This is a genomic window from Flavobacterium sp. NRK1 (genome assembly GCF_024054175.1).
Taxonomy (GTDB): Bacteria; Bacteroidota; Bacteroidia; order Flavobacteriales; family Flavobacteriaceae; genus Flavobacterium.
In genome coordinates this window covers 1,278,558-1,295,342 of the sequence record NZ_JAMXLA010000001.1, presented here as the reverse complement: position 1 = coordinate 1,295,342, position 16,785 = coordinate 1,278,558, and the positions used below count along the sequence as shown (strand labels likewise).

Here is a 16,785-nt window from a genome sequence, read left to right as displayed (position 1 = left end):
GTGTAGGATGAAAAAAATCAGAGGTGGTTGCTTCATTAAGCGTTAAAAAAATCGGCAATTTTTCTATCGTTAGCCAGTCTTGGCAATTTGTTTTGTCCTCCCAGTTTACCAACAGATTTCATATACTCCTGAAAGCCATTTTTCTTCACGCTTGTTATTACAATCGTCCGCAATACATTCCCTACAATAAGATCGTCATAATATACATTCTGGCGGCGCATTGCTCCGTCAATTTTCAGGGCAAAAGCATCTATATCATCAGGCTCATGTTCAAATTCAATAAGCCATTCATGATAGGGTAGGCCGTTATCAGGATTTATCTGCGGGGCAACGGTAAATTCATTTATACTAATATCTGTACCTTCCATAGCCTCTTTAAGCGCCATCTCTACCTCTTTGCCTATTACATGTTCCCCAAATGCCGATATATAGTGTTTAATCCTGCCGGTAACAATAATTCTATAAGGCTTAAGAGAAGTAAACGCAACAGTATCACCAATGTTATATGCCCACAGCCCTGCATTGGTAGAAATAATAAGTACATAATTTATACCTAATTCTACTTCGCCAATAGTATAGCGGCGTGGGTTTTCTGTAAAAAATTCGTCTGATTTAATGAATTCATAAAAAATGCCCGAATTAAGCAGTAAAAGCATCCCTTTTTCGGTTTGGGCATCCTGATAGGCAAAAAAGCCTTCAGATGCAGGAAAAAGTTCAATGCTGTCTACCTTACGTCCTATAAGGTTTTCAAATTTGGCACGATAAGGCTCAAAATTTACCCCGCCATATATAAACAGGCCGAAATTTTTAAAAATATCGCCCACTTTTCTGCCTTCTTTTTGCTGCAGTTTTTCAAAATACATTTGTACCCATGACGGAATGCCCGATATTACAGCCATATCTTCATTATACGTTTCCTCAACAATGGCATCAACCTTGGTTTCCCAGTCTTCTATAACATTGGTTTCCCAGCTTGGCATACGATTTTTTTGAAGATAGGCAGGTACATAATGCGCCACAATACCTGAAAGGCGGCCAAATTTTATTCCGTGCTTTTCGTCAAGCACAGGGCTGCCCTGTAAAAATATCATTTTGCCATCTACAAAATCTGCTTTGCCTGTTTCGTGAATATAAGCCAGTATTGCATTGCGTGCGGCCTGAATGTGAAAAGGCATTGAGGCTGCTGTAAGTGGTATATATTTAGCTCCGGATGTTGTTCCCGACGTTTTTGCAAAATAAACCGGTTTACCCGGCCATAATACATTTTCTTCACCATGCACCACCCTGTCAACATATTCCTTTAGCCCTTCATAATCGCGAACAGGAACATTATCTGCAAAATCGCTGTAAGATGTAATTCCTGCAAAATTATGATCCTGGCCAAACTGTGTTGCTTTGGCTTCAGCCAAAAGTTTTTCGAATACTTTTTGCTGGGTAGCAACAGGGTTTTTAGCCCATTTTTGGGTACTGTTGTTTACTATTCCTGCAAATATTTTTGCTGCAAATGATTTTACTGACATTATTCGAAATCTATAAACTGTGAAGGATTAATAGGATAACCGTCTTTCCAGAGTTCAAAATGAAGGTATACACCTGTAGATTGCGAACCTGTAGATCCGGCCATGGCGATAACTTCGCCCGATTTTACAATATCACCCTGTTCTTTTGTAAGCGAAGCGGCATGTTTGTAAACCGACATTATACCATCGTTATGACGAAGTATAATAACATTTCCGTTTGTTGGTGTCCAGTCTGCAAATATTACTGTTCCGGAAGCTATAGATTTTATAGGCGTATCTTTAGCTACGGCAACATCTATAGCAAAATGTTTCTCTTTAGAGTTATAAGGGTCTGTAATATGGCCTTTAACAGGCGGAAAAAGCACCAGGTTTACCTTAGGCTTTGCCTGTTCAAAAAGGTTATATTTATCTTCAAGGGCAACCTCTTCGCGGAGCTTTTTATCTGCTTCCGATGGCCCTTCATCTATTTTGCTTAGATCTTTGGGTTCTGCCGGCTGTATAGAATCGCGGCTTAGCCTTGAATGTTCTAAGTCGCCCGTAAGTACTTTTTTTATAGATGCCAGGTACATGCTGTTCTCATCTATTATTTTTTGCAGTGAGTCGCTTTTTATAGCATTTTCGGTAGCTTCGCGTTTTAACCGGGTAGATGCATAACCCGGAATATATTCCCTTAATGGGGTAAAAGCAATAATATAAGTAGTAAGGGCAATCATAACAATACTAATGCTTGTAATTGCCACAAACACATTCATGAGGTTAAGCTTAAGAGAAAAAAGTTCTTCAAAAGTATCTTCATTTAGTATTACCAAACGGTTTTTATTGAATAATTTTTTCTTGATTATCTGCCGTTTCAGCCTTTTTTTGCTCATATAACCTGTTTAATTGACAAATATAGTAATACTGCACTATTTATTATTTATATCTATAAACATTACACTAAAGTAACAGTACTTTGGGTATTTTATTTTATTTAACGAAAACCATATCTAAATATTTGCCGTAAATGGTTATTGTAATTAGTTTTATATTTAACTTTGCCTTAATAATTTAAATTTGTTGTCATGGGAAAACTTGGTTTAACAGAAATACTGGTAATATTAGTGATTGTTGTGCTGCTTTTCGGAGGAAGAAAAATTCCTGAGCTTATGAAAGGGCTTGGTACCGGTATTAAAGAATTCAAGAATGCAGCTAAAGACGGTGAAGATCACCCAACTTCTGCACCTAAAAAACAGTCAAACGACGAGAACAAGCTATAATTAATATATATAGTTATAAAAAACCCCGCTAAGGATTTTAGCGGGGTTTTTATTGTTTATAATTTTTTTAAATGGACTTATTAGTAAGTTGTGTTACCTATATCGTTCATTTCATTTGTTATACTGTGTATGTACTGCGTAGATTTGCTAAAGGCAAGTATCGGATAAAATACTACAGGTAAAAACAATACTCCTACTGTAAAGCCTTCAGTTTTACCAAAACTCTTTACAAATAAGTTGGTAGCCCAGATACTAAATATAATATTTACCCCCGGTATTAACATCAGTAATAGCCACCACCACGGTTTTCTTATTATTTCAAGCAATATCAGATTATTGTAAATAGGCACAATTGCAGCCCATCCCGGTTTGTTTGCTTTTTTAAAAAGCGTCCACATACTTGCTACGATAAGTATGATAAACGGCAATATAAATAAAAGCATCATTAAAAAAATTTCTACTAATCCTACTCTTCCCATTTTTATATTTGTTTAATTGGTTACCTAATTATAAAATCATACTCAACTGAATCCTTTTTCTGGATTCATCTACCTCGGTAACTTTTACCTGCACGTGCTGATGCAGTTTCACCACCTCATTTACATCGCTCACAAAGCCTTCTTTAAGCTGAGAGATATGCACCAGGCCGCTTTCTTTAATACCTATATCTACAAAGCAGCCAAAGTTGGTAATGTTGTTCACTATACCCGGTAATATCATTCCGGTTCGCAGATCGGCAATTGTTCTTATATTTGGATCAAACTCAAATACTTTAGCCGATTTACGCGGATCCAGTCCCGGTTTTTCAAGCTCTTTCAATATATCTTTAAGGCCCAGTAGTCCTACTGTTTCTGTAACATACTTATCGGCAGGAACTTTTGCAATGGCCTCTTTATTAGAAATAAGGTCAGCCGTTTTAAGTTTCATATCCTTCGCCATTTTTTCTACAATAGTATAGGCTTCCGGGTGCACTGCAGAATTATCAAGCGGATTTTTTGCATTTGGAATCCTTACGAATGCCGCCGCCTGCTGATACGCCTTCTCTCCCAGCCTTGGTACTTTTTTAAGCTGCTTACGGTCTTCAAACGGACCGTTTTCGCTTCTATACGCCACAATGTTCTCTGCCAGCTTCTCACCTATACCCGATACATAGCCCAGAAGCGATTTACTGGCCGTATTAAGGTTTACCCCTACCGAGTTTACGCAACGCATAACTACAGTGTCCAGTTCGTCTTTAAGCGCACCCTGATCTACATCGTGCTGGTACTGCCCTACACCAATGGCTTTAGGATCTATTTTTACAAGTTCGGCTAACGGATCACTAAGCCTGCGCCCTATAGATACCGCTCCCCTAACAGTAACATCATAACTGCCAAACTCTTCCCTGGCAATTTTTGATGCCGAATATACCGATGCTCCGGCTTCGCTTACCACAAACACCTGAAGCGGTTTATCGAACGCAATTTTTTTAATAAAATGTTCTGTTTCACGCGATGCCGTTCCATTGCCAATAGATATTGCATCTACTTTGTAGGCATTTACCATAGAACGTATTTTTTTCATGGCAATAGCCGTTTCGTTTTGCGGGGCATGCGGAAATATAGTTTCGTTATATAACAAATCGCCTTTCTCGTCGAGACATACTACTTTGCATCCGGTTCTAAAACCCGGATCTATGGCCAGTATGCGTTTTTCCCCTAGTGGCGGTGCCAATAACAACTGACCCAGATTTCCAGCGAAAACCTGTATCGCTACAGCATCAGCTTTGGCTTTGGCCTCCTGCAATACCTCATTGCTTATTGCCGGAGCCAGCAACCGCTTGTAACTGTCTTCTATTGCCAGCTTTAGCTGTCCCGCGGTTTCGCGGTTATTTTTTATGACCGACTGCTCCATTAAGTCGAGTGCTTCGTCGTTTTCTATTTCTACTTTAAACTTTATAAAGCCTTCGTTTTCGGCACGAAGCATTGCCAGCAACCTGTGCGATGGTGCTTTTGTTAAATTTTCAGACCAGTCAAAATACTGTTCAAATTTTTTAGCCTTTTCGTCTTCTTTGCCCGCCTTGGTGATTTTTGTGGTAATTGACGCTTTGCGTCCAAAAATCCGGCGGAGCGATTTACGGATATATACATTCTCATTGATCCATTCGGCAATAATATCACGGGCACCCTGCAGGGCATCATCTTCGTTAGCCACCTTATCGTTAAGGTATTTTGAAGCTATAAAGTCAATATCATCAGCGTTTTGCGCCATTATAATTTTAGCCAGTGGCTCCAGTCCGTTTTCACGGGCGGTGTCGGCTCTGGTTTTCTTTTTCTTTTTGTAGGGCAGGTATAAATCTTCCAGTTCGGTTAAATCAAAACTGCCGTTTATTTTAGCCGATAATTCGCCCGTAAGGGCGTTTTGTTCGGTAATGCTTTTTATAATTGCGTCTTTGCGTTTTACAATAGCATCAAATGACTGGTTAAGCCGGGCAATTTGTTCTATAACCACCTCATCAAGATTACCGGTGGCATCTTTACGGTAGCGCGCAATAAACGGAATGGTACAATCTTCTGATAGCAATTTAAGCGTGGCTTCAATACTCTTTTTTGGGGCAGTTACCTGTCCGGCAATGTATTCTAGGTTTGTCATTGTAATAAAAATAGGATTACAAATATGGAGAAATAATTTTTGATACAACGGTTATTTTTTAACAGTAATGGTTGTATAAAAAGTTGTTTCATTACGTATCTCTACCTTATAATCCTAATGATTGACGGATAGTAGTTTTTAACCCTGCCCTTATTGATCATAATAGCAGGATAGATTGGATATATAAAATTGATAATACATAAAATAAAAAACGTGTATATAAATCTGGCGCCGTCAAAATGATTTATTTTTAAGTAAGCTCCTGCAATAAGCACAGCATTACTTACTATAGTCCAAAGTATTTGGTAATTGAGGATATTTATACCCTGTTTATGGGCAGATTGTACTTTGTCTCTTTTATTGAGCCACAAAATAAGCGGCATGATAATATTACCAAACGGGATAAGTGCCATAGACATAACCGACAAATGAAGAAACATAAGATAGTTTCTGTCCTCTATTTTGCCATAATCAACAATATCTTCAATATTTATATTAAGTGCTTCGCAAATACCTTTAAGGCTATTGCCACGTGGTTCGGTTTCTGCTTTTTCAATACGCTGTAAAGTCCTTAAATTTATTTTTGCAAGCTCTGCAACTTCTTCCTGAGTGAGTCCTTTTTGTTTTCTTATCTCAGCTATTTTTTTACCAATGGTTTCCATAATTTTTATTTTAAAGTTATGGGACAAAATTAGCCGTGAAGATAAGTTTTTGATAGCGGTTTTACTACGGCATTTTTACGGCATTTGTGTCAAAGGGTTGTGAGTGTTAGGAATTCTAAAATTTACCTATGTAATAAAGTCAAGGTAATTAGCTTTATTTATAATCTCAAAAGAAGCTTCCGGATATGCTTTTGAAAACGCAGCAGGTATCTTGGTTTTCTTTTTTTCATTCCATTTAAATTCAAAAGCAGCAAGCTGTTCTGCTTTTTCTTCTAACCAGTCTAATTCCTGTTGATCATAGGTTCTCCAGAAATAATTATTAGTCCTTAATTTTTGATAATGTTGTTTTTTTATTCTTTCAGATGCCAGATAGTTTTCCCATAAATCTCCTATATCAGTACGTAAATCCAATCTATTAAAATTATTAATTATTGCATTTCTGATACCATTATCATAAAAATACCAACGGCTTGTTTTAGTAATTTCTTTTCTAAGATTTCTGCTAAAACCTTCTAATTTAAATAATATAAATACTTTACTCAGTAAATCCAGGTATTTTTCTACTGTATTTTTAGAAAGCTGTAACTGATTGCCTAATTCCTGTAGTGAAACTTCTTTTCCGGTTTGAAACGCAATAAGCCTAAGTAAATCATAGATTTTGTCTGAATTTTTTATTCCCTCAAAAACCAATATATCTTTTAATAGATAGGCGTTGATAATCTCATAAAGATAATCTTTCTTTTCCTCCCAGCTCTCATATTGCTCTAATTCAGGATATCCTCCAAAAATTAAGCGTTGTTCTAAAAGTTCGGTTGTCTGCTTATAATTTTCAAATTCTGAAAACTCCATTTGTGAAAGCGGAAAAAGATACAGTGTGTTTTTTCTTCCTACCAATGGTTCCCCAAGATTATTTGAAAGGTCAAACATAGAAGACCCGGTAGCAATAACTGTTATTCCCTCTATAGTATCAACAATTAATTTTAAAATAGCTCCAATATCCGGTATATTTTGAGCTTCATCTATTACCAATAAATTTATATTGACTAGTAGTCTTTTATAATTATTTACTGATCGCTCCTGAAGTAAATTTATATCATTAATATCTTCTCCGTTTAATTGTAAATAACTATCCTGTTTAACTGTTTCAATATATTTTTTTATAAGCTGAGTTTTTCCTACACGTCGCGCTCCTAATAATACAAGTACTTTATTTGGTACTAATTTATTAGTAAATTCTTGTGTTATAGCTCTTTTATAATAATTAGACATGAAGGTTGTATATGTTTTATTATACAAAAATAATAAAAAATATAAATTCAGTCATTTAAATGACGTAATTAATGTAAATTCAGTCAATTAAATGACACAATTAATGTAAATTCAGTCAATAGATAATTAAAAATCAATCCTGCACTATAAAATCTTTCGGGTCTTCTTTTTTAAATTCCGGCTGAATGTTAACGTGGTTAATACTGAATTTTTCATACAGCACCTCCTCTATTTTGTGCAGGAGAATATTAAATTGTGACAGCGTCATATCGTGAGAACAATCAAGATGGGCTTCCAGGTGGAGCTCTTCTTCATTTAAATGCCACACGTGAATATGATGTAAGCGGGCGCAGCCCGAAATTTTGTGGACTTCTTCAATAATTTCCTCAATATTAACTTCATTAGGGGTAAAAAGCATCAGCATATGGGTGGATTGTTTTAGCAGATCAAAAGCTACTACTATAAGATACACTGCTATACCCAGTGTAAGTATATTATCTACCCAGTACACCTGAAAATACTTCATTAGCAAACCACCAACCAATACCGCTACAGATGCCATCATATCGGTAAGCAGATGCAGGTAAGCCGATTTCATATTCAGGTTATGATCGGCGTCTTTTTTGAGCAGTAAAACCGATAGTCCGTTTGCTACAATGCCTAATGCTGATAACCATATTACCAATGCCGGCGCAATAGTAACCGGATTAAAAAAGCGCAGTATAGCTTCATAAATAAGTATAAGGGCTACTACTATTAAGGTAAGCGCGTTTACAAAAGCGGCAATAAGCTCTGCCCTTTTCAGCCCGAAAGTTTGTTTGAGTGTTGCCTGGCGCTGCGAAAGTTTATGGGCAACGTAGCTTATAACCAGCGACAGTACATCGCTAAAGTTGTGCAATGCGTCTGACAATAGCGAAAGGCTGCCCGAAAGCAAACCACCCACAACCTGCGATGTAGTTATAACTATATTTAGCAGTATAGAAAATAAAAGGTTTTTACCTTCTACAGTATGTTTATGTATTCGCGGATTTGACACAGTATTAACCAGTTATAAGTGCTCAAAGTTATTGTAAAAACAATGAGGTATATATTACTTTATTGTTAATAATTATCAAATTTGGTCATAAAAAAGCTGCAAATGTAGTTGCAGCTTTCTGTATATTTTTTCGCGGTTTAACACGGAATCTTGTTTACCCTGTTTTGGTGCCTTCCACCTTCAAATGGTGTATTTAAAAATGTATCAACCATTTCTATAGCCTGTTGTATAGAAGTGTATCGCGCCGGAATACTTATTATGTTAGCATCATTGTGTTGGCGCGCCAGCGCCGCGATTTCTTTTATCCAGCATAGTGCAGCCCTTATTTTCTGGTGTTTGTTAACTGACATTGCTACACCATTTCCGCTTCCGCAGATAATAATGCCAAAATCTGCAATACCATTTTCTACATCGTTAGCCACCGGATGAACAAAATCAGGATAATCAACACTGTCAAAAGTCTCTGTTCCGTGGTTTATCACTTCTATGCCTTTATCTTCAAGATATTTTACAATAGCTTTTTTATAGTCCGGCCCTGCATGGTCGTTTCCGATAGATATTTTCATGTATAAAAATTTAAGACTGTAAAATTATAAATAAATGCCATGTACCCAGTTAAAAACAAACACAATTGTTTAAAATTATTATTTTATAAATCTGCTGCTTTACTTTTGTATATGGTAATAAAGGTACAATTAACCATTTGGTAATGCTTAAAAGTATAAATTATTTGAGTACTTAAAAACCAGTTGATTAGGCTTTTTTGGCACAAATAATATAGAACTAAAATTGTTAAAAAACAACAATGTTAATAATATTTGTAAAGTACTGTGTTTAAAGGGAGTTGAAAATTAACAGTATTTGTTAATAACTATAAATGAAAAAAGAGAAGATTTTTGAGAAGTAAAGGAAATTTTTATTAATCAAAATCGTAACTTAAAAATCCAAATTTATTTTTTACTTTTTTACCAAATGTTATGAAAACATTAAGAAGAGTTATTAACAACAATTAACAATGAAACTTATTAATAAAACACCTTAAAAATATTGAATTAACCATTGTTAATAACTAATACCAAAAATTTGTAAAGTATCTGATTTATAAAATTTTACAATTCCTTAACATTGTTTATAGCAGTGTATAAAATTGTATAACTCTAAAAGTAGTCGCCTTTAAAAAAAGTTATTGGCATTATTAACAAGCAATAATAATCATCAAAAATTTAAATTTTAAAAATCTTCTTTTTTGTTGTTTTTAATAAGTGTTGAAAACCTTTTTTGGTTAAACTATTTTTAAATGATTATCGGTGTCAAGTTTACTCAGAATTTCTTTTACGATTTCCAGATCGTGAGGATGTACTTTAAGTTTGATGCCTCCCAGTGCGTAAGAATACATAGGGAGCAAGTCTGCCATGGTTTCGTTCTCAAAATAGTACTGAATACCTTCGTCCTGCAAAAGATGCTTTAAAATGGTTATTTCGTGCGGATAATTAAATACTGCAGCGGTTATAAAGTGTTCCATATAAATAAGTTTCAGTATTATCTGACTATAAATTTAGAAACTTATAAGTTATTATTTCATTAAAAAACCTATAATATGTCGTAGTTATTTGTAATTTTCAGCATTATTTAAAGAATTATATGAGTAAAAGGAACGGAAGACCGTCAGAAAAAAAGGAAAAGGATTTTTCCAGAAGAATTTATAAGATACTCGCAAAAGACCCTAATAAATCTTTTAATTACAAGCAGATAGCTGCTGTACTTGAACTGAATGATACTAAAAGCAGAAATGAGATCATTAAAGAACTCAAGATTTTGGCATCTCAGGAAAAAATTGAAGAAACTGAAAGAGGGAAATACAGAGTATTGGCCAAAGCTGACTATGTAGAGGGAATAATTGATATGACAAGCAGGAAAACAGCTTATTTTGTTTCTCCTGAACTAGAAGATGATATATTTATACCTACCAATAATCTTAACAAAGCACTTGATAAAGATAAGGTTAAAGTATATATATACAACAGAAGAAGAGGCAGGAAGCCGGAAGGAGAGGTTGTTGAAATTTTAGAAAGGGCAAAAACAGAATTTGTTGGTGTTATAGATATTCAAAAGAATTTCTCTTTTGTATCTACAGCTAATCCTAAAATGTATACCGATATTTTTATACCAAAAGGTAAAGAAGGCAATGCAGAAAACGGTGATGTTGTTTTAGTAAAATTAGACGACTGGCCTGCTAAAGCCGATAGTCCTTTCGGGGAGGTAATAAAGGTTTTAGGTAAGCCGGGAGAACACAATACAGAGATACACGCAATACTTGCAGAATACGGACTGCCTTATGATTTTCCTGTTGATGTAGAAGTGTTTGCACAAAAACTGGATACAAGTATTCAGCCTGAGGAAATAGCAAATAGGAGGGATATGCGTGATGTATTAACCTTTACTATTGACCCTCGTGATGCTAAAGATTTTGATGATGCATTATCATTTGAAAAACTTGATAATGGTAATTATGAAATTGGTATTCATATTGCTGATGTTTCTTATTACCTGAAGGAAGGAACTATTCTGGATGAAGAAGCATACAACCGTGCAACATCTGTTTACCTGGTAGACAGGGTAGTACCTATGCTGCCTGAAGTATTATCTAACTTTGCATGTTCGCTTAGACCACATGAAGAAAAATATACTTTTTCGGCTGTATTTCAGCTAAATAACAAAGGAGAAGTTGTAAACCAATGGTTTGGACGTACAGTTATTTATTCCGATCAGCGGTTTGCTTATGAAGAAGCACAGCATATTATAGAAACTAAAGGAAGTACAATTCCGGCAGAAATTTCTTTAACAGGAGAAGAATACACTGTAAGCGAAGATATTAGGGAAGCTACGCTTAAAATGGATGAGCTGGCTAAAATATTACGACGTAAAAGGCTGGCTAACGGTGCAATTTCTTTTGATAAGGTAGAAGTAAAATTCCACCTTGATGAAAATGCAGAACCTACGGGTGTTTATTTTAAAGTAGCTAAAGATGCTAATCATCTTATTGAAGAATTTATGCTGCTTGCCAACAGAAAAGTAGCTGAATTTATAGGTAAACAGGAAAAAACATTTGTGTACAGGATTCACGATGAACCGGATGAAGATAAACTTATCAACCTGCAAACCATAATATCTAAATTTGGATACAGCATTAATTTTAAAAGTAAAGCTACTGTATCTAAATCACTTAATAATCTATTGTCTGAAGTACAGGGTAAAAAAGAGCAAAACCTTGTTGATACACTGGCAATAAGAAGTATGAGTAAGGCTAAATATTCTACCCATAACATTGGGCATTACGGCCTTGCTTTTGATTATTATTCGCATTTTACATCGCCCATAAGAAGGTATCCTGATGTTATGGCACATAGATTGCTTCAGTACTATCTTGACGGAGGAAAATCAGTTGATGAAGAAGTATATGAAGAAAAATGTATGCACTCATCCAATATGGAAAACCTTGCTGCAAATGCAGAGCGTGACAGTATAAAATACATGCAGGTTAAGTATATGCTTGACCATAAGGATGAAGAATTCTTAGGTGTTATTTCTGGCGTTACCGAATGGGGAATTTATGTAGAAATAGTATCTAACAAATGTGAAGGGATGTGTCGTATCCGTGAAATTAAAGACGATTATTACACATTTGATGAAAAGCAATATGCACTGGTAGGAGAGGTTACTCATAATCTTCTTCAGCTGGGTGACGAGGTTTATGTAAAAGTAAAAAATGCAGATCTTGTTAAAAAGCAGCTTGATTTTCAGTATTTAAGAAAAAACGAGTAAAACTGTAACACTTTAATTTTTTATATGTCTTTTTACTAAAGACATAAATTTTAAAAAGAAAGATCATGAAAAAAGCAATTGTATTTGCAGCTGTTATGTTATTTCAACTGGTATCTGCTCAGGATATAGATAAGGCTTTAGGGGAATTTACCACAGTAAAAGCTTTTGACCAGATAGATGTACTTATGGTTAAAAGCAATGAAAACAGGATAGTAATTAAAGGATCCAGAAAAGAAGATGTAGAAGTAGTTACTAAAAATAATGAGCTTAAAATAAGAATGAAGCTCACTAAACTTCTTGCAGGAGAAGATATTAGCGTTACTTTATATTATAAAAATAATATTGATCAAATAGAGGCAAACGAAGGTGCCAGAATAGCATCTCAGGATACTTTTAAAGCTACCGCTTTTGTACTTAATGCGAAAGAGGGAGCTGAAATTAAACTGAATATTGATGTTAAAAAACTGAATTCAAAAGCTAGTTCCGGGGGTATATTAAATATTACAGGAAAAGCTGATAATCATGATATTGTAATAACATCAGGAGGTATATTTAAAGGTAGGGATCTTATTACCTCACAAACTGAAGTAAGTATAAATGCCGGTGGAGAAGCCGATGTAAATGCAACTGAATTTGTTGAAGCAAAAACAAGGGCAGGGGGTGATATAAATATTTACGGAAACCCACCGCAGGTAAATAAAAAAACATTTGCAGGAGGTAGAATAGAAGTTAGAAGTTAATTTATTTAAGATTAAAAATTATATAAATCCCAGAAAGTAGTAGCAATACTATTTTCCGGGATTTTTTTTAAATAAAGTGTAACAATAATTTAAAATATAGGTCTTTAGTAAAGTATTCAAATCAATCAATTTTAAAACATATATGTTATGAAATCATTCTTAGTTATTGCAGCCCTTGTAATTTTTCAATTTGCTGATGCTCAAAAAACTATTGAACTAGAACCTTTTAAAAGAATAACCATTGGGAGTGATATCAAACTGGATTTGGTAAAGAGCAATGATGATAAACTTGTATTTAATAGTGAGGAAACTTTTGAAATAGAGTATAATAACGACGATAACCTGGTATTAAATGGTGAAGGAAATGCAACTTTATACTATAAAAATGATATTGAAAGCATTACATTGGGTTCAGATGCAATACTAACATGTAAGGATGAAATTAACGGAAAGAATTTACAGTTAACTGCCGGTGCAGACAGTAAAGCAACGCTTAGTGTTAATTTACAGGAATTACAGGTAACCGCCGGTTCAGATGCTAAGGTAGTAATAAATGGGAAGGCAATAAGAATGAGTGCTACAATAGGCTCCGACGCTGATTATAATTCTGAAAAACTTAATGTTGAAGATGTAACTATAAACATTGGTTCTGATGGAAAGGGAACAATAACAGCAACAGGTATGTTAACAACTGCAGTAGGTTCAGATGGATATTTAAAAGTATATGGCAAACCAAAAAAAGTGAGCCAGATAAAGGATAGTAATGCAAAAATTATTATAGTAAAATAGTTATTATTAAAAGTACTCCAATGATCCCCGAAAGCATCTGAAAAAAATGGTTATTTCGGGGATTTTTACATATCTGTTTTAATGTTATGTTTATATAAAAATTTAAAATAGTAACTTGCATGACTTAATTTAATTTGATGTTACAAGATATTTTAAGCGCCATTCCACTAGGTTTTTTTTTGAGCATAATGCCCGGAGCTGTTTTTTTTGTATTATTAGAAACCAGTGTTATTAAAGGATTCAGAGCTGCCGTAGCTTTTGATGCAGGTGCTATTACATCAGATATAATCTTTATACTTATTGCTTATTTTAGTAGTTATCAGCTTCTTGAAAATATAAAAGACGATCCTTCTTTATTTATTTTCGGAGGGTTAATTATGGTTACTTATGGTATTATTTCTTTTCTGAAAATAAACAAAACAGCAAAGAATGATATTATTGATGATGCCTCTAAAGACATTCTTAAAAAGAATTATATAAGCCTTTTTGTAAAAGGCTTTGTACTTAATTTTATAAACATTGGAGTATTAGGTTTCTGGCTTGCCATTATTATTACCTGGGGGCCAAAACTTGATATGCAGCCATCTAGAATTTTCATATTCTTTGTATCGGTTATACTTTCATATTTTACTTTAGATCTTTGTAAAATACTGCTTGCAAAACAGTTAAGAAGTAAACTTACAATGAATAATATTATGAAAATTAAAAAAGCAATAAGCATTATTCTTGTTGTTTTCGGTATAGCCTTATTATTTCAGGGATGGTTTCCGGGAGAAGGGAATAAGATGATTGAAAAGTTTGAAGAGAATTCTAAATAACTAATAAGCAATCAAATAAAAAAGCTTTCACAATTTGTGAAAGCTTTTTTGCTGAGGCATCTAGCGGATTCGAACCGCTGTAGCAGGTTTTGCAGACCTGAGCCTAGCCGCTCGGCCAAGATGCCATTACATATATGGTTGGCAAATTTACATATATTTTACTCTAACGCAAGAAAAATTAAACCATTTTTTATTTTACTTATTAATTGCTTAATTTTTTAATTATTCTGCTTTGATAAAGAATAAGTTAATAATTTCGTAAATATTTTTTAACAATATTTTATGAAGAAACTTTCATACCTTAAGTCAATTGCCAATTTTATACTTATTGGTTTAGCAATTACCACTTTAAGCAGGATAATACTTTTTTTCATCTTTAAGGATAGAATAGATGATACCCCTGATTACTGGTATATTTTCCCAATAGGTTTAAGGTTTGACCTGATACTTTTATGCTATTTATCGTTCCTGCCATTTCTTATTATAAGTTTCGTGCCGGGTAAGTATCTTCATTATTTCAATAGATTTCTAAATATTTACTATATCCTTTTTTTGGTATTGATATTACTTATGGAGCTTACCAGTTCAGATTTTATAAAGCAATATGATACCAGGCCTAACAGGCTTTTCCTTGATTATCTTATTTATCCGAAAGAGGTAATGGGTACGTTGTTTAAAAGTTATTTAAGTTCTATTATACTGACCTTTGTTATAATGGGAGCTTTTATTTATCTATTATTTAAAAAAAGAAGATCATTATTTGCTACTCCGTTTACAGAATACCGATTTAAGCTGTTTTTATTCGTTCCTGTAGCTTTTTTACTTTTTTTTGGCGCTAGGGGTAGTTTAACTTCTAAAAGGCCTATAAACGCAAGTAATGCTGTTTTTTCGTTTGATCAGCTTACAAACTGCATGGGGCTTAATTCATTTTACACTGTTGCTTTTGCTGCTTACTCATTAAAAAATGAAAACAATTCAGGTAAAATGTATGGTAAAATGGATAGTGCTGAAGCTTATACAAGGGTTAAAAAATATATGACGGCCCAGCCTGAAGATTTTACAGATGCTGAATTGCCATTATTACATACGCAAACACCTGACAGTAGTAACAACCAGCCTATGAATGTTGTTATTTTTCTTCAGGAGAGTCTTGGTGCAGAATATATTGGCTGTTTGGGTGGTAAGCCTTTAACACCAAATTTTGATGCTCTTACTAATGATGGATTATTGTTTACAAACTTATACTGCACGGGTACCCGAAGCGTAAGAGGTATAGAAGCTGTGGTTACAGGGTTTCTTCCATCACCTTCAGAAAGTGTTGTTAAACTAAGTAATTCGCAATCAGAATTTTTTACGCTTGCCGATCTTATGAAAGATAAAGGTTACGATACTAGTTTTATATATGGAGGGATGGCGAATTTTGATAATATGGCGTCTTTTTTTAATGGTAATGGCTTTGATAATATTATTGATGAAGAAGATTTTGATAAAGACGGAAATAAATATGCTTTTAAAGGTACCTGGGGTTATAGTGATGAAGACCTGGTTGTTAAAGCAAATGAATATTTTAAAAGTCAAAAGGGTAAGCCTTTCTTCTCGTTAATGTTCTCAACATCTAACCATGAACCTTTTGAATTTCCTGACGGAAGAATTGAACTGTTTGACAAAGAAAAAAATACTGTAAACAATGCTATGAAATATGCTGATTTTGCTATTGGGAAGTTTTTTGAACTGGCTAAAAAAGAAGAGTATTTTAAAAATACCATATTCATTGTAGTTGCCGACCATAATACCAGAACATATGGTAAGCATTTAGTACCAATTCATAAGTTTCATATACCGGCACTTATTATAGGTCCCGGTGTTACAAAAGGAACTAAATATGAAAAATTATGCAGCCAGATAGATCTTGCTCCTACATTGCTTGATATGGCAGGAATGAAGGTTGAAACACCAATGCCTGGGCGTAATTTAAAACAATTAAAACAGGATGTTAAAGGCAGGTCTATCATGCAGTTTCATGATATAAATGCTTTCAGGATAGATGATCAGGTTGTTATTATGCAGCCTAATAAGGAAGCATTACAGTTTAAAATTAAAAACGATACTGTGTTGGAACCGGTACCTCTTGATAAAGAAATGGCAAAAGATGCACTGGCACATGTAACCGCAGCATCTGATCTTTATAAGAACAGAAAATATAAAATGAAGCATAAAAAAACCGGAAATTAATCCGGTTTTT

Annotated in this window: 15 protein-coding genes and 1 tRNA gene; 6 read left to right on the top strand and 10 right to left on the bottom strand. The window is 34.3% G+C overall.

The window, feature by feature from the left end; translation table 11 throughout:
- Positions 1 to 35 precede the first annotated feature (35 nt).
- Together NHE85_RS06095 and NHE85_RS06090 are read right to left on the bottom strand one after the other, a co-directional pair.
- Positions 36 to 1,520 (bottom strand): GH3 auxin-responsive promoter family protein, encoded by a 1,485-nt coding sequence (locus NHE85_RS06095; protein WP_252810690.1) that lies wholly within the window; start codon positions 1,518 to 1,520, stop codon positions 36 to 38.
- Positions 1,520 to 2,389: a M23 family metallopeptidase gene (locus NHE85_RS06090; RefSeq protein ID WP_252810688.1), complete on the bottom strand. Its 870-nt coding sequence runs from the start codon at positions 2,387 to 2,389 to the stop codon at positions 1,520 to 1,522. Before NHE85_RS06090 ends, NHE85_RS06095 begins: the two co-directional genes overlap by 1 nt.
- 192 nt (positions 2,390 to 2,581) lie before the next feature.
- Between NHE85_RS06090 and tatA the strand changes: the two genes are divergently transcribed.
- Positions 2,582 to 2,776 carry a twin-arginine translocase TatA/TatE family subunit gene (tatA, locus tag NHE85_RS06085; protein ID WP_252810686.1) on the top strand — a complete coding sequence of 65 codons (195 nt, stop codon included), beginning with the start codon at positions 2,582 to 2,584 and terminating at the stop codon, positions 2,774 to 2,776.
- Between the two features lie 80 nt (positions 2,777 to 2,856).
- Here tatA and NHE85_RS06080 read toward each other — a convergent pair whose 3' ends face one another.
- The 7 genes from NHE85_RS06080 to NHE85_RS06050 form a co-directional block, all read right to left on the bottom strand.
- On the bottom strand, positions 2,857 to 3,255 hold the full coding sequence (locus NHE85_RS06080) for a DUF5684 domain-containing protein (protein WP_252810684.1): 399 nt from the start codon (positions 3,253 to 3,255) through the stop codon (positions 2,857 to 2,859).
- Between the two features lie 28 nt (positions 3,256 to 3,283).
- Positions 3,284 to 5,407, bottom strand: coding sequence for a Tex family protein (locus NHE85_RS06075; protein WP_252810682.1), 2,124 nt, complete (start codon positions 5,405 to 5,407; stop codon positions 3,284 to 3,286).
- Positions 5,408 to 5,508: 101 nt separating this feature from the next.
- Positions 5,509 to 6,069, bottom strand: coding sequence for a helix-turn-helix domain-containing protein (locus tag NHE85_RS06070; RefSeq protein ID WP_252810680.1), 561 nt, complete (start codon positions 6,067 to 6,069; stop codon positions 5,509 to 5,511).
- A 126-nt stretch (positions 6,070 to 6,195) separates the two neighbouring features.
- Complete coding sequence (locus NHE85_RS06065) at positions 6,196 to 7,338, bottom strand: ATP-binding protein (protein ID WP_252810678.1); 1,143 nt, start codon at positions 7,336 to 7,338, stop codon at positions 6,196 to 6,198.
- Positions 7,339 to 7,471: 133 nt separating this feature from the next.
- Positions 7,472 to 8,374, bottom strand: coding sequence for a cation diffusion facilitator family transporter (locus NHE85_RS06060; RefSeq protein ID WP_252810675.1), 903 nt, complete (start codon positions 8,372 to 8,374; stop codon positions 7,472 to 7,474).
- A 137-nt stretch (positions 8,375 to 8,511) separates the two neighbouring features.
- Entirely contained in the window at positions 8,512 to 8,940 is a 429-nt protein-coding gene (gene rpiB, locus NHE85_RS06055) for a ribose 5-phosphate isomerase B (protein ID WP_252810673.1), read from the bottom strand.
- Between the two features lie 716 nt (positions 8,941 to 9,656).
- Positions 9,657 to 9,896 carry a DUF2007 domain-containing protein gene (locus NHE85_RS06050; RefSeq protein ID WP_252810672.1) on the bottom strand — a complete coding sequence of 80 codons (240 nt, stop codon included), beginning with the start codon at positions 9,894 to 9,896 and terminating at the stop codon, positions 9,657 to 9,659.
- A 119-nt stretch (positions 9,897 to 10,015) separates the two neighbouring features.
- Here NHE85_RS06050 and rnr point away from each other — a divergent pair, with 119 nt between their 5' ends.
- From rnr to NHE85_RS06030, 4 genes are all read left to right on the top strand, one after another.
- Positions 10,016 to 12,196, top strand: a complete 2,181-nt coding sequence (gene rnr / locus NHE85_RS06045; protein WP_252810670.1) for a ribonuclease R — start codon at positions 10,016 to 10,018, stop codon at positions 12,194 to 12,196.
- 65 nt (positions 12,197 to 12,261) lie between these two features.
- Positions 12,262 to 12,936, top strand: coding sequence for a head GIN domain-containing protein (locus NHE85_RS06040; RefSeq protein WP_252810669.1), 675 nt, complete (start codon positions 12,262 to 12,264; stop codon positions 12,934 to 12,936).
- Positions 12,937 to 13,083: 147 nt separating this feature from the next.
- On the top strand, positions 13,084 to 13,725 hold the full coding sequence (locus tag NHE85_RS06035) for a GIN domain-containing protein (protein ID WP_252810668.1): 642 nt from the start codon (positions 13,084 to 13,086) through the stop codon (positions 13,723 to 13,725).
- A 137-nt stretch (positions 13,726 to 13,862) separates the two neighbouring features.
- Positions 13,863 to 14,543, top strand: a complete 681-nt coding sequence (locus tag NHE85_RS06030; RefSeq protein ID WP_252810667.1) for a LysE family translocator — start codon at positions 13,863 to 13,865, stop codon at positions 14,541 to 14,543.
- Positions 14,544 to 14,597: 54 nt separating this feature from the next.
- On the opposite strand, the gene NHE85_RS06025 is transcribed toward NHE85_RS06030, so the two are convergent.
- Positions 14,598 to 14,668 (bottom strand) — tRNA-Cys (locus NHE85_RS06025).
- A gap of 157 nt (positions 14,669 to 14,825) precedes the next feature.
- On the opposite strand from NHE85_RS06025, the gene NHE85_RS06020 reads away from it, so the two are divergent.
- Entirely contained in the window at positions 14,826 to 16,775 is a 1,950-nt protein-coding gene (locus tag NHE85_RS06020) for an LTA synthase family protein (RefSeq protein ID WP_252810666.1), read from the top strand.
- Positions 16,776 to 16,785: the final 10 nt, after the last annotated feature.